This is a genomic window from Niastella yeongjuensis (assembly GCF_900110245.1).
Taxonomy (GTDB): domain Bacteria; phylum Bacteroidota; class Bacteroidia; order Chitinophagales; family Chitinophagaceae; genus Niastella; species Niastella yeongjuensis.
The window spans coordinates 312,463-334,643 of the sequence record NZ_FOCZ01000009.1; the positions used below are offsets into that span (position 1 = coordinate 312,463).

22 protein-coding genes are annotated in these 22,181 nt (G+C 40.0%); 7 read left to right on the forward strand and 15 right to left on the reverse strand.

The genetic code is table 11. The features are described 5' to 3' along the window. The first annotated feature begins 108 nt into the window (after window positions 1-108). A complete protein-coding gene (locus tag BMX95_RS23825; protein ID WP_081203003.1) occupies window positions 109-423 on the forward strand; it encodes an RNA recognition motif domain-containing protein in 315 nt (104 codons plus the stop codon). Between the two features lie 169 nt (window positions 424-592). On the opposite strand, the gene BMX95_RS23830 is transcribed toward BMX95_RS23825, so the two are convergent. The 7 genes from BMX95_RS23830 to BMX95_RS35535 all read right to left on the reverse strand — a co-directional run bounded on the left by BMX95_RS23830 (window position 593) and on the right by BMX95_RS35535 (window position 10,739). Next, complete coding sequence (locus tag BMX95_RS23830; protein ID WP_081203004.1) at window positions 593-2,752, reverse strand: xanthine dehydrogenase family protein molybdopterin-binding subunit; 2,160 nt, start codon at window positions 2,750-2,752, stop codon at window positions 593-595. 15 nt (window positions 2,753-2,767) lie between these two features. Next, window positions 2,768-3,775 (reverse strand): FAD binding domain-containing protein, encoded by a 1,008-nt coding sequence (locus BMX95_RS23835; protein ID WP_081203005.1) that lies wholly within the window; start codon window positions 3,773-3,775, stop codon window positions 2,768-2,770. Window positions 3,776-3,823: 48 nt separating this feature from the next. Beyond that, window positions 3,824-4,609, reverse strand: coding sequence for a 2Fe-2S iron-sulfur cluster-binding protein (locus BMX95_RS23840; RefSeq protein WP_081203006.1), 786 nt, complete (start codon window positions 4,607-4,609; stop codon window positions 3,824-3,826). 87 nt (window positions 4,610-4,696) lie between these two features. Further along, on the reverse strand, window positions 4,697-5,677 hold the full coding sequence (locus BMX95_RS23845) for an aldo/keto reductase (protein ID WP_081203007.1): 981 nt from the start codon (window positions 5,675-5,677) through the stop codon (window positions 4,697-4,699). Between the two features lie 10 nt (window positions 5,678-5,687). Further along, window positions 5,688-5,990, reverse strand: a complete 303-nt coding sequence (locus BMX95_RS35340; protein ID WP_207631678.1) for an SDR family oxidoreductase — start codon at window positions 5,988-5,990, stop codon at window positions 5,688-5,690. Window positions 5,991-6,126: 136 nt separating this feature from the next. Further along, entirely contained in the window at window positions 6,127-6,960 is an 834-nt protein-coding gene (locus BMX95_RS23855) for a type 1 glutamine amidotransferase domain-containing protein (protein WP_081203008.1), read from the reverse strand. A gap of 137 nt (window positions 6,961-7,097) precedes the next feature. Next, window positions 7,098-10,739 (reverse strand): sigma-54-dependent Fis family transcriptional regulator, encoded by a 3,642-nt coding sequence (locus tag BMX95_RS35535; RefSeq protein ID WP_242673206.1) that lies wholly within the window; start codon window positions 10,737-10,739, stop codon window positions 7,098-7,100. A gap of 249 nt (window positions 10,740-10,988) precedes the next feature. On the opposite strand from BMX95_RS35535, the gene BMX95_RS23865 reads away from it, so the two are divergent. The 3 genes from BMX95_RS23865 (at window position 10,989) to BMX95_RS23875 (ending at window position 13,584) form a co-directional block, all read left to right on the forward strand. Further along, complete coding sequence (locus BMX95_RS23865; RefSeq protein WP_081203009.1) at window positions 10,989-11,726, forward strand: SDR family oxidoreductase; 738 nt, start codon at window positions 10,989-10,991, stop codon at window positions 11,724-11,726. Window positions 11,727-11,834: 108 nt separating this feature from the next. Continuing rightward, window positions 11,835-12,791: an AraC family transcriptional regulator gene (locus BMX95_RS23870; protein ID WP_081203010.1), complete on the forward strand. Its 957-nt coding sequence runs from the start codon at window positions 11,835-11,837 to the stop codon at window positions 12,789-12,791. 208 nt (window positions 12,792-12,999) lie between these two features. After that, window positions 13,000-13,584 carry a hypothetical protein gene (locus tag BMX95_RS23875; protein WP_090519586.1) on the forward strand — a complete coding sequence of 195 codons (585 nt, stop codon included), beginning with the start codon at window positions 13,000-13,002 and terminating at the stop codon, window positions 13,582-13,584. Window positions 13,585-13,591: 7 nt separating this feature from the next. Here BMX95_RS23875 and pdxR read toward each other — a convergent pair whose 3' ends face one another. The 4 genes from pdxR to BMX95_RS23895 form a co-directional block, all read right to left on the reverse strand. Continuing rightward, complete coding sequence (gene pdxR, locus BMX95_RS23880) at window positions 13,592-15,055, reverse strand: MocR-like pyridoxine biosynthesis transcription factor PdxR (protein WP_165759040.1); 1,464 nt, start codon at window positions 15,053-15,055, stop codon at window positions 13,592-13,594. An 87-nt stretch (window positions 15,056-15,142) separates the two neighbouring features. Beyond that, a complete protein-coding gene (locus tag BMX95_RS23885; RefSeq protein WP_081203013.1) occupies window positions 15,143-15,595 on the reverse strand; it encodes a DoxX family protein in 453 nt (150 codons plus the stop codon). A 356-nt stretch (window positions 15,596-15,951) separates the two neighbouring features. Further along, window positions 15,952-16,380, reverse strand: coding sequence for a hypothetical protein (locus tag BMX95_RS23890; protein WP_081203014.1), 429 nt, complete (start codon window positions 16,378-16,380; stop codon window positions 15,952-15,954). Between the two features lie 8 nt (window positions 16,381-16,388). Continuing rightward, entirely contained in the window at window positions 16,389-16,832 is a 444-nt protein-coding gene (locus BMX95_RS23895) for a helix-turn-helix domain-containing protein (protein ID WP_165759041.1), read from the reverse strand. A gap of 679 nt (window positions 16,833-17,511) precedes the next feature. Here BMX95_RS23895 and BMX95_RS23900 point away from each other — a divergent pair. Both BMX95_RS23900 and BMX95_RS23905 read left to right on the forward strand, forming a co-directional pair. Next, window positions 17,512-17,928 carry a YegP family protein gene (locus tag BMX95_RS23900; RefSeq protein ID WP_207631680.1) on the forward strand — a complete coding sequence of 139 codons (417 nt, stop codon included), beginning with the start codon at window positions 17,512-17,514 and terminating at the stop codon, window positions 17,926-17,928. A 96-nt stretch (window positions 17,929-18,024) separates the two neighbouring features. Beyond that, complete coding sequence (locus BMX95_RS23905; protein ID WP_081203016.1) at window positions 18,025-18,270, forward strand: hypothetical protein; 246 nt, start codon at window positions 18,025-18,027, stop codon at window positions 18,268-18,270. 100 nt (window positions 18,271-18,370) lie between these two features. On the opposite strand, the gene BMX95_RS23910 is transcribed toward BMX95_RS23905, so the two are convergent. Next, window positions 18,371-19,264, reverse strand: a complete 894-nt coding sequence (locus tag BMX95_RS23910) for a hypothetical protein (RefSeq protein ID WP_081203017.1) — start codon at window positions 19,262-19,264, stop codon at window positions 18,371-18,373. Between the two features lie 114 nt (window positions 19,265-19,378). On the opposite strand from BMX95_RS23910, the gene BMX95_RS23915 reads away from it, so the two are divergent. Next, entirely contained in the window at window positions 19,379-19,618 is a 240-nt protein-coding gene (locus tag BMX95_RS23915) for a helix-turn-helix domain-containing protein (RefSeq protein WP_081203018.1), read from the forward strand. 155 nt (window positions 19,619-19,773) lie between these two features. Here the strand turns inward: BMX95_RS23915 and BMX95_RS23920 are convergent, their stop codons facing one another. The 3 genes from BMX95_RS23920 to BMX95_RS23930 all read right to left on the reverse strand — a co-directional run bounded on the left by BMX95_RS23920 (window position 19,774) and on the right by BMX95_RS23930 (window position 21,968). Further along, on the reverse strand, window positions 19,774-21,186 hold the full coding sequence (locus BMX95_RS23920; RefSeq protein WP_081203019.1) for a hypothetical protein: 1,413 nt from the start codon (window positions 21,184-21,186) through the stop codon (window positions 19,774-19,776). 72 nt (window positions 21,187-21,258) lie between these two features. After that, window positions 21,259-21,672, reverse strand: a complete 414-nt coding sequence (locus BMX95_RS23925; RefSeq protein WP_081203020.1) for a VOC family protein — start codon at window positions 21,670-21,672, stop codon at window positions 21,259-21,261. After that, on the reverse strand, window positions 21,669-21,968 hold the full coding sequence (locus BMX95_RS23930; RefSeq protein WP_090519588.1) for a hypothetical protein: 300 nt from the start codon (window positions 21,966-21,968) through the stop codon (window positions 21,669-21,671). The genes BMX95_RS23925 and BMX95_RS23930 overlap by 4 nt, the downstream gene beginning before the upstream one ends. Window positions 21,969-22,181 lie beyond the last annotated feature (213 nt).

The following is a 22,181-nucleotide window of genomic DNA, read 5'->3' on the forward strand; positions in this document are numbered from 1 at the left end:
AGCCTCGCATTAGTATTCATTAATTACATTGCTTAGTACATCTGCATTATAGTTAGTTTCTTACTTCTTGCTTTCCTCAGAAATTATTCATCATTTTAATTTCACGGAATGAACATTTATGTATCAAATTTAAGCTTCAGCGTACAGGATGAAGACCTAAAAGAATTTTTTGCTCCTTACGGAGAAGTTACCTCAGCTAAAGTTATTATAAACCGGGAAACGGGCAGATCAAGAGGCTTCGGCTTTGTGGAAATGACCGATGAAGCCGCTTCCCAAAAAGCTATCGCAGAATTGGATGGCAAAACGGTTGAAAGCAGGTCGATCAGCGTATCTGTTGCCAAACCGAAAGACGACAGGTCTTCCCGGAACGGTGACAGCAGCGGTTTCAATAACCGGAATAGCTACAATGAAAACAGGTATTAAATATTCTTTTTGCCTATATTAAAGCCCCGCATGGGGCTTTTTTTTGACCGTTTTTTGGCTGCTATTTTAAGAAAACTAGTGTTTACGTAATATGGGTGTTACCGGCAAAATTATTACCAATGCCAGACGAAGGAGTGCCACAATTTTAGAATTAAATAGAATCACTTTCTTACAACAACAATTTATCTGGCGTGATGGGTAGATCCCTAATACGCTTTCCAGTTGCATTGAAAATTGCGTTGGCTATTGTAGCTGCTACACTAGTGATTCCAAGTTCTCCAACTCCTTTTACCCCTAAACGATTGATGGTTTTGTCCTCTTCATGCAAAAAATATACTTCTATATTGCCGATATCCAGGTTAACCGGCACGTGATAATCAGCGAATGTTCTTGTGACATAATTTCCATAGCGTTTATCTAAAACACTTTCTTCAGTCAAAGCCTGCCCGATTCCCCATACTACTCCACTAATAATTTGAGAACGTGCTGTTTTTTCATTCAAAATTGTTCCAGCAGCAATGGCTGATGTGAAACGAGGGATTTTCACTATGCCCAAACTTTCATCTACCCAAACTTCGGCGAAATGAGCGCCAAAACTGAAATGGGAATATTTTTCCGATTCTTCTGAAGGCTTCACAGATCCTTCTGTCTGGTACTCGTTCAAGGCTGCTGCCTTCATTAATTCGGTGATGCCAGGTTCGTTGACAAACTTAATTTTGCTTTTCCCAAGCAATTCATTTTTTGCTTTTTCACACACTGCATCTACCGCGTTGGTATAAGTTCCCGCGCCCCAGGACCCGCCTGATCCCGGAGTTGGCGGAAGATCTGAATCGCCGATTATAACTTTTATTTTTTCAACTGGCAAACCAAGCCTCTCCGCAGCTACCTGAGCAATAATTGTATAACTTCCGGTTCCAATATCAGTAGCGGCCAGCTCAATACGGGCCCTTATATTTTTATTACTATTTGTTATTTTCACCCGTGCACTGGCTTCACGACAAGGGGCACCCCGGGATGCCGACGCCATTCCATACCCAACTAACCATCTGCCGTTTCGGGTGCTCATTGGCTCAGAATTACGCATGTTCCAGCCAAATTTTTCCGCCCCCATTCTCATACACTCAATAACTGATCGCGATGCCCATGGCTTTTTGTTTTCAGGATTAACTGACGGTTCATTTTTAGTTCGAAATTCAATGGGATCAATTTTTAACCTATGGGCCATTTCATCCATAGCAGATTCAAGTGCAAAACTTCCGGGTGTTTCTCCGGGCGCCCGGGTCCAGCGTGGCACCTGAATATTCGTGGTAAAAACGCGATGTGTAACCAGCGAATTCGGAACTTCATACATCATCCTTGAAATCGCTCCTGATTGCTCTATAAATTCTTCGTCTACGGAAGTATGTGTAACAATCTCATGGGAAAGAGCCAGAAGTTTTCCATCCTTCTCTGTGCCGATGCGAACTTTCTGCCGATTATGCTGGCGCAAACCGACGTTAGTTTGCATCATTTGTCGGGTAATAGCAGTTTTAACGGGGCGATTCAACATTTTTGCCGCCATTACCGTTAGCATAAGATGCTCCCGCGGTTGCAATTTAGATCCAAAACCTCCACCTATAAATGGTGCCAGTACCTGGATATTTTCCTTTGGAATATTGAATGTATTGGCAATCGCCTCTTTTGTAGTACCAAGTATTTGTGTCGACTCATAAACTGTGAGCCTTTCGCCTTCAAAAAATGCGATCGTCGCATGAGGCTCCATCGGGTTATGTTGTTCAATAGGGGTATTATAGGTTTCCGAGAGTATTTCGGCAGATTGTTTTAACCCGCTTTCCAGATCACCCCAACTTGTATCTGTCGGATGTCCCGCATTGAGGATCTCCGGTTTGTAAGCATCTTTCAGATTCTCATCGAAATCAATTTTTGGCCTTTCCGTTTTGTATGAGACTTTTACCAGTCGAGCCGCAAAGCGTGCCTGCTCATAAGTTTCCGCAACAACGAGTCCGATATATTGACCAAAACAATGGATCCTCGTATTTTGTAAAACCGGATTTGAACGTGTCATTCGGTTAGCATGTGTCACGGGCGGACGGGGCATTAGTTTTAATGCGTTATGATGGGTGATAATTTTCAGTACGCCCGGTGATCTTTCTGCGGCTATTACATCAATCGATTTTATTTCCCCTGCAGTAATCGTACTTTGAACAGGAAATCCATACATCAGATGAGGGAAGGAGAATTCCGCTGCATAGGCGGCTTTTCCCGTTACTTTCAAATGGCCCTCAATTCTACTTACCGGTGATCCGATAATTTTGTGTTTCTCCCGCATTTGAAACTCTTTAAATTAACTCATATTATTGCTTATGGCCAATTGCAGCGCGCGAACGATAGCACGTTTGCCTAATTCGATCTTGAATTTATTATGTTCAAGCGGATCCGCATTTCGCATTTCCACTTCGGCTGCTGCTTTATAATTCTCTTGTGTTGGTGTTTTACCAACAAGAAATTTTTCGGCTTCTGCTGCTCGCCAGGGTTTGTGCGCGACACCCCCCATGGCAATTCTGGCTTGTTGAATACTGTCTCCATTTATTTCCAGGCCGGCTGCTACCGAAACCAGTGCGAACGCATAGCTTGCACGGTCCCGTATTTTTAAATAATAACTGTTACCTGCAAAATTATTTTCCGGAATATCGATGGCTGTGATCAGTTCGCCTTGTTTGAGATTGTTGTCTATCTGTGGCATATTATCTGGCAGTCGATGATAGTCAATGATAGGAATGGATCTTTCCTTACCTTCGATTCCCTGCACCCTGACCGTGGCATCAAGTGCCACCAGTGCAACGCACATATCGGAAGGATGAACAGCTACACAATCTTTTGACCAGCCGAAAACTGCATGCATCCGATTGATTCCTTCAAGTGCGCTGCATCCGGAACCCGGCTCTCGTTTATTGCAAGGCATTGACACATCATAAAAATATGAGCAGCGGGTTCGCTGGTTCAGATTTCCGCCATTTGTGGCCATATTACGGATCTGTGCTGAGGCACCTGACAGGATCGCCTGTGATAACAGCGGAAAATTTTGACGTATAAGCGGATGATTTGCTGTATCGGAGTTTTTACCAAGTCCCCCGATGGCTATGCTTTTTTTGCTGACGCCGATTGAGCTCATTTTAACACCTGCCAGGTCTAGTCTCGTTACATCAATTAGTTCATCAGGACGCTCGACATCTTCCTTCATTAGATCAAGAATATTAGTGCCGCCTGCGAGAAATTTGGCATTAGGATTTGCTGCCACTTTTTGTATGGCCGAATGAACATCTTCAGCCCGTGAATATTTGAATGGCCTCATGTTAATCTCTTTTATTTGTTTACCATTTCTGAATATTGGTAATTGTTTTTAACTGCTATATTGCCAGGGTTGCGCGCCATCTTTACCAGTATGTACTTCGCGGATCGCTGCAATAATATTAGGATAGGCGCCGCAGCGGCAGATATTTCCAGACATTCTCTCACGGATCTCATCGTCTGAAAGTTGTATGGGCAATGCTTTGGAACGAATGTTATTAGTTATATAACTTGCTTCACCATTCTTTGCCTCCTGCATCAATGCTACCGCAGAGCATATCTGTCCCGGTGTGCAATAGCCACACTGAAATCCATCATGCTTAATGAAAGCAGCTTGTATGGGATGAAGCTCTTCACTTCTGCCAATGCCTTCTATTGTTTTAACCGAAATTCTATCACATGCCGCAGCCAGTGTCAGGCACGATAGTACCCGCCTGCCGTCCACAATCACTGTACATGCGCCACACTGTCCATGATCGCAGCCTTTTTTGGATCCGGTCAGTTTTAATCGCTCTCTTAAAGCATCCAGTAATGTCATTCTCGAATCAATGACAAGCATTTTTTGTGCACCATTAACCTTAAACGTTACTTTGACAACATTTTCAACGTCAGTGGGCATTTCATATAATGTCAACTCATTTACGTCCTGCGCAAAAATCGAATGTTGACTTAGGAATTGCATAGTGAATATTCCTCCACCCATTAAACCCACCAGTTTCAGGAAATGCCGCCGTTCCACGCTATACGTTGAAAGCTCAATAAAATCTTCTGGCATGAATTCTTTAAAGAGTTCTTTCTCACCTTTTGTTAAATCTATTCGTTTGTTTCTTCGTTTCATAATATATAAGAATTATGAAAATTTAGAGATTCGCATCAATCATTGTCCTTTCCTTATTATGCAAAATGAAAAAGTGATTACAGGCACTTAAATATTTGCCATTTTTTCATGATGCTCGCTATATCTCGCACCGGTATCCGGGTACTTTTTAAGCAATTCATCAATAGCCTGCAGATCGTCTGTTGTCAGGTTCACATCCACTGCAGCGGCATTTTCCAACAGGTATTTGGTTTTCTTTGTACCTGGGATAGGTATTATATTTTCACCCTGATATAAAACCCATGCAAGTCCTATTTGAGCTGGTGTAACATTTTTTGCTGCTGCAATTTCAGCAAACCCTTCCGCCAGTTTTCTGTTATTTTCGGCATACTTCTCCTGGTAGCGGGGCAATTTCTTGCGAAAGTCGTCGTCCCCAAGTGTACTTACATCGAGTGTATTGGTTACAAGCCCCCGGGCTAATGGACTAAAGGGGATAAATGATATACCCAGTTCTTTTGTTAAAGGAAGTATTTCCGCTTCTACGTTCCTTGTTAACAACGAATATTCACTTTGCAGCGCAGCAATCGGATGTATGGCGTGTGCTTTTTTAATCGATGCTACAGAGGCTTCCGATAAACCAAGGTATTTAACCTTACCTTCTTTAACCAATTCAGCCATAGCACCCACTGTTTCTTCAATGGGCACATTCGGATCTACCCGGTGCGCATAATACAGGTCAATATAATTTACGCGCAAACGTTTCAGGCTTTGTTCTACCGCTGTTTTAAGATAAGCAGGAGATGCATCAAACGAATTCTCCCTGTTATCATCCCATCTGTACCCAAATTTTGTTGCAATGAAAATTTTGTCCCTGTTTGGAACCAACACTTCGGAGACCAGTTTCTCATTGTCGCCTTTAGCATAAATGTCAGCAGTGTCCCAAAAATTAATGCCCAGATCAATGGCTAGGTTCAAGGTGGCAATAGATTCTTTATCATCCGGCTCACCGTAGGCATGATTCATACCCATGGTGCCCAGCCCTATAGCGGATAGTTGTTCCGTGGTATTACCCAATTTTCTATATTTCATGATCTTATTATTACAACGATTGATTTATAACCTTTTTTTTAAACTTCAACCTTAACCTTGATTTCAGTAGGGTTTTTACAAAAAGTCTGGCTAACTCATGAGCGGTGGGCTGATTGAATAGGGCTGTTCCAAATTGTGAGTGCGACTTTATAGCCGGTAAGATAAGCGCCTGGATTAATTGTTGCACCTGAATGTTGTACTTCTTCAATTCCGACGACATAGCTTCTGCAATGGCTTCCAGCGCGTGCTTCGTAGATACATATATGACATAGCCATCCGGCGTAAACAATCCACCCATTGAAGACTTGAACACTACCTTACCCTTTCTTTTTTCATTGATCCACTTTGCTACAAATTGAATTCATCAGAGTGTGGTCATACAGGTGACTTCCATTGGGCCGCTCAATATTCTGGCATAGGTAGGCAGGAGGAATGCAGGATTTAATGTTTTACACTTCAACCCTGGCACTGATTTCATTAAGGGCTTTTACAAAAAGCCTGGCTAACTCAGGAGCGGAGGGCGGATTTTGACCGGTGATCAGTTCCCGGTCTACCACCGCGTGTGGTTTGAAGATCCCACCTTCTGCAAATTCCAGCTTGCCTCCTGCTATTGTCAAAGCATCGGCCACATAGAATGGGGCCTTATGACCACCAAACACATTCTTTTCTGCATAATGTTCTTCGTCATTGGAAAAAACGGTCATGCGGTAGCCTGCATATTGCCAATCTTCTGATGCCTTTTTCGCTGCTGCTATGTTGTCTTCTGTGAGTGCGGCACGGAAAGCTTTGGCATCGCGCACTGAGCATGCAATAGATATAGGGCCATGGCAAAGGAATGCGGATGGTTTTGCGTTGTTATGGAAATGTTCAAGAATTTCACCCAGATACGGATCTTGCATCAGGTCTACCATTGGCGGATGCCCACCCGGCACAAATACACCTATATATTCGTCAAGTCCGTTTTCCACAACGGATTGAAGCGTAACGGGGTTTTGCATAGCCGGATATTTCTCAACAAATTCCAATGCCCTCTGCAGTGCTTCTTCGCTGTTATCAAAATGTGCGGCAGTAGCTGATGAGCGGTCCAGCACCGGTTTGTTTCCCCTGGGAGTTGCGAGAACTATATCATAAACAGCAGCAACAACCGCTTCCATGGGTATTGTAAGTTCATTTAAATAGAAACCCGCGACCGCGTTGGCGCCGTCTTTTAAAAGTATAGAATCCACACTTGATGTTACAAGAAGAACTTTTCCTTTGGCAGCTTTTAAAGATGAAGTGTTCATGATTTTAATTTTGACAGGTGAGTTTCGTTAGATGTTTTCCTCCAACAAAACTAAGGAGAATGGCACCCGCCATTAGTATCAATATCAACTACGCTTTTATGAATATCAAATATGACTTTTCGACTTTTGTACAATTTTTACTTAAAGTGTTCCTTTTTGATACCAAGGCGTTTCATCTTTGAGCTTAAAGTGCTATTCGGAACCCCTAATAGTTGAGCTGCACCACCATCTCCAGTGACCTTGCCTTTGCAGTATTTTAACATGGTCAGAATATGGTCGCGCTCATTTTCATCAATTGTCTTCAGCGAAGAATACTGCTGAGGTTGATTTAATTCCTTTGGTTTGGGCGATGGCAAGGGAATGTTTGTTATCGTATCGCCTGTTGTCAATATTATGCTTCTCTCAATCAGGTGTTCCAACTCTCTGATATTGCCTGGCCAGTTATAATGCCGGAGTTCCTGCAATTCGCTGTTACTTATCTTATCAATGTGTCTTCCAAGTTTTTTTGAAAACCGTTGAATGAAGTGAGCTGCTAACAGGGGGATATCTTCTGTTCGCAATCTAAGTGGTGGAAGGTTGATCGGGAAAATATTTAAACGATAATACAGGTCGCTCCTGAACCTGCCTTCAGCCGTTTCTTTGTCGAGGTCCCGGTTGGTTGCTGCAATGATGCGGACATCTACTTTAATTGAGTCCTTTCCGCCAATCCGCTCCACCTCTTTTTCCTGCAAAGCCCTGAGCAGCTTTGCCTGCAATTCCAAAGGCAGATCACCGATCTCATCCAAAAAAAGTGTGCCATTGTTCGCCAACTCAAATTTTCCGATTCTTCTTTCCGTTGCCCCTGTAAAGCTGCCACGCTCATGACCAAAAAGTTCACTTTCAATCAGGTTCACAGGTAAGGTCGCACAATTGACCTTAACCATCAAGCTGTTCTTCCTCGGTGAATTATTATGTATAGCACGTGCGATAAGTTCCTTTCCTGTGCCTGTTTCACCCAGGATTAAAACAGTACTATCGGAAGGGGCAACCTTTGATACCAGGCGAAAAACTTTTTGCATTTCAGGACCATTACCAATAATCTCTGAATAGTTGTGTGATGTTTCAATTTCTTCTTTCAGATATATTCTTTCTTCTTCTAATTGTTTTTTATAGCGTTTTATAACTTCAAGTTGGGAAATTACCTTTTCATTGGCCATGATATTAGAAACAGTGATAGAGATCTGGTTTGCCAAACCAGCTATCAAAATATGTCCTGCTTTATCCAAAACATCTTTTCCTCCAAAAAAAATAGCCCAGAAACCGAATACTTTCCCGCCCTTTGAAAATCTTGTGATAATGACTTGATTTAAACCACTCTCATAATTGATCTTAAAATATAAAGGTATATCCGGCTGTTTACTTAATTCTTCCAGGTTAAATACAAGAGGCATTGAACTGGCAGATACTTTATTCATAATCCCGTCATTGATCGGCCATTTAGATCTTATAGCCTCGTCGTATTCAGGATGTCCCTTGCTTTGCGAATCAGGATCAGTTACAAAAGTGCTGAACGTCGATTGATCTTCATTGACAATTCCTATAAATATATGACTAAAGGCCAATTTATTTTTAAGCCTTCTGGTAATGACACTGATCAACTCCTTGTGGTTTCGGACTGCTGCCAGGTCCGTACTTATTGATAAAAGCAACTCCCTTTCGCTCTCCCTGTCTGCGATCTGTTCATTTGCCAGGATATTTGAAATAGCTACCGCTAACTGTGCACATACAGCTTTTAATAAATTGCTTTTTATGTAGTCTATTTTATGCGTGTTAACACTAAAAAATATTACGCCTACGGCATTTCCCCCAACCCGCAATGCCAGACATAAAAGTTGTTGAAATTCTATTTTTGACCAAAACTTTATTAAAGCGGAGCAGTCCGCCTCACTGGAAAGCTGTTTTACATCAAGAACAACTGGATCATCCGAAGCAATAATGCTGCTGAATACTTTTTCTGTAATACTGTACTTTACGCTGGTTACTCTTGCAAAGTCACTTTGATTGCTGGCGGTTTCGCCGAAATCCAGCATAAAAACACTGTGCGTCAACCGGTCTTCGTTAATTTTCATTATTCCCAACTGGTTGATAGAGAATATTTTTTTTATCCGGTCATTAACTACACGGAACAGGTCATCTCTGCTCTTTAGCGAAGCGATCTCATTACTTAAAGCAAGAAGTATGGTTTTCTCCTCTTCCCTGTTTGCTATTTCTTCATTTGCCAGGATGTTGGAAACCGCTATTGATAGTTGATACGAAACGCCTTCTATTAATTCCAGCTCATGATCGGTGTATGAGCCGCACGTTGCCGAGTTGACGAAAAAAACACCAATATTTTTCTGATCGTCTTTCAGCTTAATTGCTACTTTCTCTTTTATCCCGCTTTCATACTCAAATTTGATATAGTCAGGCGCTGTTTCATCATCGTACAATTGCTTCATATTCAAAACGACAATGCCGTCTGAGCGCATCACTTTATGAAGGCAACAATCCTCATAGATGTACTTTTTCAACGCAGCTTTTTGATAATGGGTATAACCTGCACTTTGATGGCTTAAAGAGAATAAAAAAGTCTGGTAAGCCAGATCTTCATGGAGTACCATAATTACAATGTCCTCAAATCTGAATAACTTTTTCAGGTTCCTGTTGATCGCATTAAACAGATCATTTTTGTCACGGATGTTGGCAATGTCTTCGCTGAGGCTCAGCAATAGCCGTCCTTCTTCTTCCCTGGCAACTATTGCTTCATTGGCTTTTATGTTTTCTACCGCAATTGACAGCTGGCTCGAGATCTTTTTAATTAACTGCAGCTGATCGCTGGTCATCGTATGACCTTCAGTCTGGCATATGCACCAAAGCCCTATCATCCTGTCTCTCATATGCAAGCCTATCATAAACACCTTTTTAATACCACTTTCATATAAAATTTGAAAATACTGGGGCATATTCCCCCTGGCATATTGCTGAGGCAAATCAAAACTATGAGGTTCTTTGGATAAGATCACTTTATTGAAAATACCGTCGTTGAGCGGATATCTGGCTACAACCGACTGTTTATATTGAGGATGTTCATCCGCCCAGGATCGGGTGTCCTGCAAAAAGGAACTCAATGTTAATTGATCATCATTGATGACCGCCACAAACTGATCGCTGAAGTCGAATAAATTCTTCAGCTTTAAGTGGATTATTTTTAGCAGGTCCTTTTTTTCACGTATGGCTGCAAAATCATTATTCAACGATTGGATGATATCGTTTTCCATGTCGTGGGCCAGGACTTCTTTATAGTCCATGATATTTATTAAGGCTGCACCTATCAAAGCAGAAAATCCGGGCAAATGGTTCAGGTAGTCTTCATTAACCATTTCATTCTTGCCGTACAGCAAAATCCACCGGCCCATTAATTTTTCGCCATCATATAGATCCCGCTTCACCACTTTCCATTTTTCACTGTCCCCAAGGTTCAACAAGTAAGCATCTTCACCAGGCATTGTTGCCCGTGCCAAACGAGAAAACGGACCTTGCTGATTTTCTGTTACGAATTCAGAAAAATAGTTAAACAGATCTACGCTGTTTGTTTCCAATAAAAAGATGGTGGAATAGCTATAGCTAAGTAAGTTCTTCAGGCGATTATTAAGTAATTGATGAAGTTGTTTTGCCGATCGGATTTTTAAGAGTTCCAGATTTAACTGTAACAACACATCTTTTATGTCTCCAGTATGTAGCGATGACTCGGAAGCGCTCATGTCACTAAATTTTAAAAATTACATGACAGGATAAGCATCTGTTTGGTGAATTAAATGTAACACTTTATTGCTAAATGATGGAATTCGAAAAGCGTGTGTTTAACGATATATCGATCCTGGCGTCGAAAAAAAACGGTATATCGTTTCTTATTAATGATACAGCTGTTTTTAAACTGTTGATATTCGGTTGTTTATAAACTGGCATGAAATTGATTTAAGGCTATAAGGCACAACAATAAGAAGATAGCCATGTACAACTTATCAAACAAAGTAGCCCTTATAACAGGTGCAGCAAATGGATTAGGTAAAGCCATAGCAGAACGCTATGCCGCATTAGGCGCCAACATCATTGTCCATTATTCGCGTGATAAGATGTTGGCTGATGAAGTTGTGAGCAATATAAAAGCTATGGGGGCAAAAGTAATTTCAGTGCAGGCCGACGTCAATAAGGTGACCGAAATTGAGCGATTATTTGCGGAGGCAAAAAAAGCTTTCGGTAAAATTGATATCGTTGTAGCCAATGCAGAAAATGAAATAACCGAATTTACCGAAGACCGGTTTGGCCGGGAGAACGGAGCCAACTTCACCGGAGCCTATTTTACAATGCGGCAGGCTGCAAAAAATGTGACCGATAACGGGCGAATCATTTACATAGCCTCCACGATGATTTCATTCTCCGAAACAGGAATGACCGTTTATTGTGGAACTAAATCCGCTTCCAGCTGCCTTGTCGATATTTTGTCAAAAGAAATCGGCTACAAAGGTATCACGGTAAATGCCATTATTCCCTTTGCAGTTGATCACGCTGGTGTTTTTACTGAAGCTGATAACCACCCGGAGTTAGGGAAAAAGTTATTGGATAGTTGCCCGATGGGACGTTTGGCAGAAATGGAGGACGTTGCGAATGCGGCAGAATTTTTTGCCAGCGACCTATCTTCCTTTGTAAACGGCCAGCATCTGCATGTAAACGGCGGCGCTGCCAACTAACTATCGATTATCACCAGATGGCGCTTGTACAACAATGCTGGCTTGTAACCAGTATTTGCAATAAACCTGTTCCGGACAATTTTTCAGTTGAATTAAAACCTCTCTACAATGAAACCTGCGATTAATAATAACTTCATCCATGGAAAGCACGATGTATGCGATATTATCCTGACAGAACGCAGGGATTGGGCTTCATGGACATTTAAATCATTTTACAGCGATCGCTGGCTGTCGGATAATTTTATTTCGCCGGTCCGGCAGGACTTTTATCAAATGATGCTTATCACCAGTGGCACTGGTACGCTAATCATGGGGGGCAATACTTATCAAATCGAACATCCGGTCATGTTGTTCGTTCCTCCCAATGAAATTATTTCCTGGATAAACATTTCAATGAACCCGGGCGCCCACTACGCGCTTTTCAAGAAAGCCTTTGTGATCAGGTATCCACAGTTTAAAGCAATGTTGGATAAATTCGACCTGTTCCAGAATAAGAGAAAAAGTGTGATTTGTTTAAATGATAGCGAGGTGAATTCCATCTGTCAGTACTTTGAAAAGATGGAGCTTGAAGAACGGTTAAGTAATGCTTACCGGGAGGATACAATACAGGCGCTGCTGCAACTGCTGATCGTGGAAAGTATTAAGGCAGCTCATTTTCTTGAGCCGGATGAGATCTCTTATGAAAGTTCGCATATTTACCAGTTCTTTGAGCTGCTGGAAAGGGAAACCTCAAAAATCAGCTATACAAATCCAATCCGGATCCGAACGGCCAAAGAGTTCGCCAACAACCTGAATATGCATCCGAACTACCTGAATGTACTACTCAAGAAAAAGACCGGCCAAAACGTAAGTGTGCATATCCGCAACAGGCTTTTAGAGGAGGCCAAAACGCTGTTGCTTCATACCAACTGGAATTTACAGGATATTGCTTACAGCATAGGATTTTCTGAACAATCTAATTTTAACCTTTTCTTCAAAAAAAATACCGGCATCACTCCGGCTGTGTTTCGAAAAGGACTCAACTACAAACTGCTTGAACAAATCCCCCCTGACAAAGGCAATTAACTATTAGTAACAATATAAATGCGATAAACATGTCTAATCTATCAAATGGAGTGAAGCTAACGAACGCATTTGCTTCGGCGGCATTGGCACGCACAGAAATTAGCGATTATTACTTTCAAGGCTACGCTGGGTCAGCTACTTTCTTAAAACTGGGGGAGATACAAACTTTTTTGTAGGGCTAATTTTGTGTCAATAGATCGCATGACACATGAACGTTAAAAAGGCTACCCGATACAAGAGTTTCAGAAAAATTATAACACCTGTGCTCGTAATGCTGTTACCGCTGGTGGCACATGCACAACTTGAGCTCTATGGCAAATTCAATACAGACGGATCTGTTGAACCTATTATCAATTATTATGGTAGTAAGAAGATAAGTGAGAAATTTGCGATCACATTTTTTGGATTAGTGCGCGAGAAATGGAGCCAGGCATTAATAGGAGTTTCTTATATGCCAACGCCCGATATAAGTATCTCGGCTTCGGCGGGCATAGAGCATGGGCAGCATCTTCCCAGGTATTCAGCCAGCTTTTGGCTGAAGCAGGACCAAAACACATTTCTGCTGCTGGGAGAATTAGGTAGCGGATATAAAAATTATCTCTATAAGGTCAATATGTTCCATCAGTTTTCTGAGAAGATAAGCTTAGGGGTTATGGACTGGCGTTATCATGGTCTTGGTCCTAACTTCAGATACACCATTCCTAAATTGGAGAGTACCATTTGGATAATGCCGGCATATGATCACGAACAAAAAGTGGCGAGGTGTATGGTGGGGTACAGTTTGCATATGTAGAGAGGAGCTAAATGATATTCCTTAATAGTTCCAGCGACCGGGTGATCTGCGACTCATCTAGCGAGGCAAATCCTAACCTCAATCCATTGGGCTTGTGAACCTCATTATCATAAAAAGACCCATCGCCGATCGCTAATCCTTTTTTCAGTGCGCGCTGTGACAACTCTTTAAGGTTTATACTTTTTTCAAATGGAGACCATACAGCCAATCCGCCTTCCGGTATCTCGAATGAGATGATATCCTTAAAGTCAGTGCGCAAGATATCACAGAACAGATTGCGGCGCTGTTGATAGATCTTTATAGATTTACGGAAATGCCGCTCCATTTCACCGTTGTCGTACAGGCTGGAGAATGCTTCCTCCAGCAGCGAGTCGCCCTGTTTATCTATTAGTTGTCGAAGTGAGGAGCAGGCATCGGTAAATTTCGGTTCGGCAATCAAAAATCCAATCCGAAGGGCGGGGGCAAAAGTTTTGGTAATTGAACCGATATAGATCACATTGAAATTGTTGTCTATGCTGGCCAGTGGTATATAGGGTTTATTGTTGTAGTGAAAATCAAAATCATAGTCATCTTCGATTATTGCAAAACGGTATTCTGCGGCCAATTTTAACAACTTCAGCCTCCTGTCTATGCTCATGGTCACCGTAGTAGGAAAATGGTGATGAGGAATTATATATACAGCTCTTATGGTTTCCCATTTTAAAATATCTTCCAAAACGTCTATATCCATTCCAAACCTGTCTACGGGAATTCGCACCAGGCTTGCGCCGGAGTACGTGAATATTTTGTCGGCAGAGCGATAATTGGATAGCCCTACCGCAATTTTGTCCCTGGGGCTCAGCAGCAGCTGAGTAGCTAAGTAAATACCCATCTGACTCCCCTTTGTGATCAATATATTCTCAGGGTGAAGAGCCAGTCCCCGAGTATCAGCGAGATAGCGGCACAGCGCTTTACGAAGACTTTCAGCGCCCTTCGGATAGCCGTATTTTAGAAAGTTCTTTCCATAGATTTTTTTTGATATGCTGCGATATTCACGCATCAAAAGATCTACCGGGGTCAGGCGCACATCAGGAAAACCATCATCGATAGTCAGGATAGACTTTTGGAAATTGGCATTTTCCTGTTGACCCTCAAATGGATTGCTCCATAAAAAAGATCCAGTTCGTTGCGGGGGATCTGCAGCAATACCTGCTGCTTTATGTCTGGATACCTCAGGAAGTTTTGAAGGTACAAAAACCCCTTTCCGTTCCAAGGATTCTGCCCAGCCCTGAATGGTAAGGTCTTCATATGCCAGCTTTACCGTATTGCGATTTACGCCGATCAGTGTTGACAAAACGCGGCTACTGGGCAGCGCATCACCAGGTTTCAGCGTACCACTTGTAATCAGGTTTATAAATCCATTACATAACTGCACGTAGAGCGATACGTTCGATGCTCTGTTGAGCTGTATCAGGGTCTTGTATGGCAACATTGATGAATGGTATTGTAAAAATGTAAAAACGAAAAACTGCCCCCTTTTTCCAAAAGAAGCAGCCATGTTGAGCGTCGGAAGGTCACACTACTCCTTAATTTTTCTTCCCTTGAACAGGTTGTCCAGGCTCCAATTATAATTAGGCATTAAGGATAATAGCAACCCTGCGGCAGATGCGGTAAATACCCCATAATTAATTGGTTTCTGTATCCCAACGGAAAGCGTCATGAATACGATAAAAGTGAGTGTGACCAAAGAAGCCCCCAGCGCGGCATATTTGGTTTTGAGGCCAATGATCAGAAAAACAGCGATCAGCAGTTCTGCAACCGTTGCGATGCTACCCATGATATTGACCAACGGCCTGTTGAATATGGGCATCAGCGTGGCGGTGTAATTGATGAAGTTTTCCCAACTGCCCCATTCAATATTTCCGGTGCCGGGTTTGCCCAGAATCCCTAATCTGTCACAGACAGGTGTCAAAAAAGTGATGCCTAATGCGCACCTAAGCAGCAATTGGGGGATCCTAAATTTGTCTTCCATATCTTTTGTATGAATTTTAAACAAAGGTATTGCGGTCTTGGGCTGGTTTATTAGCCCAGATCTATCAAAACAGACGGCCCAGCATTACTTAGGCTCTGGGGGTAGAAAGTAAACAAAGAGACCAAAACGACAAAAACCCCAACAGATGGAGCTTATACGCGTATTGCAATGATTTAATATTTGTTTATTAAAAGCGGTTACTTCCCGATACAGAAAGTAAGAAACTACAAGCAGTCAGCGTTTTTAGAAACGGCGTAACAAACCTCGTAACCCTTTTGCGTAAATCAAAATGTAATCAAATTAGATAGGAATTACTCATTCCTTAAATAGCAGTTATAATCTGTTCAAATAAACTATTATTCTTTTATAAGCTTTCGCGGATCTAAAACAGGTAAATATGCAGAACTAAGGAATGTACCCCTAAACTCACTAAACATTACACCTCTCATTGTTCCAATTATTACTGCATTCAAAAGACTTATTAATTCTTCAGGAAGTGATGCGTGATCTTCACTGTAATGCAAGTATTCTTCGTAAAGAGGAATAGAAAATGTACAACCTAATGTGATTGAACCTAACACATCTTTCTCATTCTTTCTTAAAACTTGCACGTTCATTACATGAAAACACTCAGTTGACTTAGGCTTTCCTTCGATTTGCAGAGATACGTTAAAATCAAACTCATTCCCTTTATTGACAGGAGCTTTTAAGGACAACGCCTTTTCCAGAAGGGTAACACTCTTTAGACTAAATGAATACTCTCTTTGCGATTCTTTCTCTTCCATGCTAATTACTAAAGCTTTTTTCCTTGTTTAACCATTCTATAATAATCAATATCAGGCGAGTTATCATTCTGACTATTTTCATCGCCAAGATTTCCAATTATTGCATGAAGACTTCTCTCTTTTGAAATGTGGACACCATCATTAGTATTTCCTAAATGACTTAAAATATTACCTGGCTTATTCAATTGTATATCAGAGGATGAAACATGCATACTATAAACGGCTGAAGATTCATGTCTGACTGCCGTCAAATCTAAAAGAGATAAAGAAAGTTTTCGTTCGATTTCGGATATGGTTTCTAAAGTAAAATTATGTTTACCTCCGAGCCATTTTGTAACACTAGATGGCTGAACATCCATCAATCTTGCAAACTCTTGTCTATTTAATCCTAAATCTTTAATTCGTTCATCGATTTTCTGTGCTATTAACTCAGCTTTATTTGAAAAGTCCATATGGATATGACTTGCAGACGAAGAAGCCTTGCATTCCATAGAATTGCGACTGTATAAGGGTAACATAAAACAATCATTTAAAATTCTGTAATAATAAAACTGGCCGCTTGCGTTAAAACATAAAAAACCATGCCATTGAATGAGAGTTGCTTTGATAATCAAGGACTTGGAAAAATAGCGCGTGCAAAGTTACAATAATCTAACCTACAAAAAAATTCAGTAAAAACAAAATTTTTATTTCTATTATAACCGAATTATAATATACCTTTGTATTGTATCAAAAAAGAAACACCCATTCGCCTTTATGTATAACGATACTTAAAAAAATAGCGTCATGACTTGGACCTCATGACGCTTTAACAACAAAGACGGCTCGCTAAAGCTTACCGGAATGTCCGGTGTCTTTTATTGATGGAATAAAGATAAGAGTTATTTAAACTACTCGCAACCTATCTCGCTCCATCTATATTGGCAACCCACTTCTGGTCAAAGACTCATCTGCTAAGAAGTAAAGTCTCCTTTTGCAAATGATGAATTCAAAAGCTCACTGTTAAAAACCTGAATCGCTCGGGTAAGAGTAGCGGAATTATTCAACTTTTATTCCATCCCATGAGTAATAGTACATAATACACCCAAAGCATAAATTGTCTTTTATGGTAACCTTATCACCTATTGGTATATGTTATCATTATTTAACAAAAAGGCTTTAAAGGCTAAAGCCAGCTCTCACATTACCTTTTTATTATTAAAATTACATCAAGTGAACAATCCTAAATTTCAGATATTTAAAAGCTCAGCTAACAATCAGTTCTATTACCGCTTGAAATCAATTAATGGAGAAACCATTTTGAGTGGGGAGGGGTACACAACTAAACAATCCTGCGTAAATGCCATTGCATCGGTAAAGCAAAACGCTCCTTTTGACTCAAGATATGAAAGAAAAGACGGCATTTCAAATTATACATTCAATTTAAAAGCCGCGAACGGAGAAAGAATTGGACGAAGCGAAAATTATACGTCAATATCAGCCCGAGAAAATGGCATTTCTGCTGTTAAACGTGATGCACCTTCTGCTCCAACTGAGGATCTTTCCTAAAAAAATAATAATGTGCTGTCTTGAATGAGTATTGATTCTAAATAGACAGCACATTACTACTAAGTTCTACCAATTAAAATTAAAAAATTTTAAAGTATGTCTAACAAAAAAACAACATCTTCAAATATTGCCTCATTGGCATCTAAGGTTTTATTAAATAACCAATCATCAGAAACTGCAAAAAAACTGGCAGGCTCTGCACTTTCACAAGTTACCTCGAGAAATGTAACAGGTAAGGGAATGGAAACGTTAGCATCAAAAGTTCTGGATAGTGGCAAATACAACCCAGATACTAAGAAGCTGGCTGCTTCAATTTTGTCGCAATCTGATAAGAACCGATAATCAACTTGTGAATTTAAAAGGTTAGTAAAGGCTATTCCATTTTAATAGCCTTTACCTTTTTCTGCATTGTAATGTTGAGCTACGAAATAACTCTAGCCACCTACTCACATTCTTTGTAATCATTGTATCCACCTTCGCTATTCAGTTCATAAAGAATTCCATTTTCATATTTAAAACGCGGTGCTCTGTACTCAGGCGGATCGTTTGTGATAATTTTGTTGCCCTGTATATAACCATTAATTTTATATAAGGCTTGGCTTTTATTTTTATAATGATCATTCTTTGTACCCGGATATGATATAAGGGTAATGCTTTTATCGCTGATGTTGACTAAATAATACCAGTAATCTCCTTCACCGCAAAACTTCCTTGTTCCAGTAAACCATCCAGAATTACTTTTGACTGAATCCTCCTCAGGATTTACGCCTTTAAACACTGCTTTTGGTCCAGATTGAGTATTGCCTTTTTTAGAATTTTCAATATTACTTGTTCGTGCTTCTATTATTTTATCACTCTGATTAAAAACAAAAAACTGGAATGTATTATCACTATAAGAGCCAAGAAAGCTACTTACTTTTACGTAGGAGAAATTACTGCTGATAAATTTAACCGCGAGCTGATTCGGTGCTGACTTATCAAACACTGCAAGATTACCCCTAAACCCGAATAATCTCAATGATGGTGAGTCATAAGTTGTTTCCTCTTTACCATTCATAGCGCTTAATAAATACCTCTCATCCTTAACTTCCACTATAACTTTTTTCTCATCCTTAAGATGTGAAGCAGTAATGGTATACCTATTCGTACTGCTCCCTGGCTTGAAGATTCGGTATATTGTTTTATATACACCATCAGAAAAAATTGTAACTGCTGAATATTCAAATTTCTCCTTGAATCCAGTTTGTACTGTATACAAATAACCAGCAAATCGAGTTTGAGCGTTAGTAACGCTAAAGGAGATAATTAAAAGAAGAGCTATAATATGCCTTTTCATGGTATTTGTGTTTAGGTTTTAATTAACCTAAAAATACCAACAAAAACGCAATACTCATACCTGTATGTGTGATAAAAACATGGCAAATATCGTACTTACACCTGTATAAGTACAATGAGTAAGCCTTCAACTAGCAAAATTGAACAATATATAATAGACAAAATCAGGGAAAAACGCCTGAAATTGAATATTTCACAAGCTGAACTTGCCCGTCAGCTAGATGTTTCCGAAGGATTTATAGGAAATGTAGAAAGCCCGAATTATAGGGCTAAGTATAACATTAACCACCTGAATGCCATTGCAAAAATTTTTAAGTGTTCGCCTCGTGAATTCTTACCAAAAGAACCCTTTTAATTAAAGCGGTTCATTTAAGTTTAGCTAATTTATCTCGAGCTTCCTGAAATTTGAACGATCTCTTTCACCATATATTTATATTCATTTTGTCAAACAATCGAAAATTTCAGGTTTCTCAATGCTTATAAGCTATTTTATTTGTCGCTAAATACTTATTAAGCCGCAATCGGACTATTTCTATACAACAGAGCCTCATTTAAGCTTAAGTTCTCTGGTCGCCAATGTTCAACACTTAACTTTGGTGCAAAACCTATAGCTCTTTCCATTTCCTCACAAAGAATCATTTGAACATACCCCTCGTTGCCTTTCGTTGTTATAATACTATCATGAATGGTAAATATAGGCAGCTTGCTTTTTTCTCTGGCAATACGTTTTGTAACAACCTGAAGAACTAAATAACTTTCAATTCTTTGCAGAAGCCTGGGCAAATTGGTTTTATCATGTTTTTTTATCAGGTTAAATAACTTATATACTGTTGGAAAATGCTTTTTAAATAAACGCTTAGGCTCTGCATCAGCTTGCCCAATATATCGATTATCAGTAAATAGCACCTGAAATACAGATGCCTTTATTGCCTTTTTCCCATTAACCCCGATGAGCATTTCTTTTTCAATATACCCATAGAAATTGCCGCTTTTCACTAACTCTATATACAGTTTTAAATCACTACTATTGCAGGTTTTCACATCTTTGCATAACATAATGAAAGAAGAAAGTAAAGAACAAGAAGAAGAAAATATATCCTTCTTATATAGAGGATAAACATCCATTACACCTAACACACCATTACAATCCTCTACCCAAAATGATGGATTAAGCAATATAGTACTAAGATATGGTTGACTATTATTAATATCAATAGAAACAAGATCTAATCCATTGAAACTAAGACAATTTCTGATAGGACTATACATATTAGATAAAACAGAGTGTAATCTACATACATTACTATCAATAGAAATCGAAAAAGCCGCGCTGGCAATTTTTTCAATGTTAATCACTGCGCAATTATACTGTTGCCAAGGGTTCTTATCAGAATGTTTGGCCCGTAAACGCTGCAAAGGTGGACGCGAAAGTTTCCTATGCAAATCCTCTTTTACATACTCCATCGCCAAGTCATAGTCTATCTGCAGATCAGGATTATACCATTTTAGTAAGTGATTGAATTTCCTTTTTACTGAAACGCTTAATTTATTTTCGCTCTTTTCTGATTGCTGCAACACCTTGTCGCTACCATGGACAACCTTAATTGCCTGGCAATATGTCCATACCAATCTATAGCCCTTCGATTTCTTTCCCATTATATACTGATTATCACTTTCAACAATTTTGTGAATCAACAGGTAATCAAAATAAGCGCGGTAATTCCGTACCTTTCGTTGTAATAGCGAGGAATTTATTGGCACATATCCACTTCTAGTTTCAAGCCCTTTGTTTGTGGCAGGAATCCAATTGATAAGATGAATAATGTACAATAAGTGCTCCTTTTTGAAACTCTTAATATTTGTTGGTGGCCACTCCTGTAACACTCTATCAATGTCAAGATTAGCCGGTATAAAGTATTTCATTTTAATACAATAAGTTTAAAACAATTTTCGATTCATAGAAAAAGGAGCCCTTCCATTGGGCTCCTTAGCATTTTACAAATAGCGGTCCTCATCATAATCCACAAGTTCTAAGCAATAACCATCCGGGTCTTTTAATTCACCGATATTAAATATTACTCCCCTATACATGTCATGCGGTTCTACGTTTACGTATTTAAACCCATATAAAAGCAAATCTTCATAAGCATCAACATGAGTGATTCCGTTATCATCGTCTGCGGTGAATTCGATTGATATTTTCCCTTCGTGTTCACCAATTACATTAGATTGTTTTAAACGAACTACAAAATCACTAGAAGGAGATAACTTCATATCACAGAAGGAGTATTCTGATGTATCGTTACGATTTTCCTCAAAGAGACCAAGCCTCCCGTAAAAATGTATTGATTCATCTAAATTCTTAACCCAGAGGCTAACTACGCTAAATTTAATTTTTCCCTTTTTCATGCCCGGTTTGTATTTATAGTCAGTAAATTAATTGCTTTTGCCTGAATACTTTTTGTTGTGGCTTTCCGTTTAGAAACAACCCATTCATCGAGGTCTTCTTTCAAAAAATAAATCTTTCCTCCTGTTGGTGAGTATACTGGTAGCTTTCTTGTACTACTAAGTTTGTATAACTGATTTATTGTATAATCCGATCCATCCTGACCACCTGTACCGATGATGCTGACCACTTGTTCCGGCCATGCTGACCACCCCTTCTCTAAGTAAGTTGATTTGATTATTCCGGTGATGTTGACCACCTATTTGTTGGTTTGTTCCGGATCATTCCGGTGATGCTGACCACCCTGGTGCACAAAGTTGCCAGATGTCATTCCGGCAATGTTGACCACCATCGTGACTTTACGCGTCTGCCATTCCGGCGATGCTGACCACTTCAGGCGCTTTTTCTGTAATCGTTTTGCTTTGCAGCTTTTTGAACATCAACTGCAAAGAATGGCTGGAAAAACGATTAC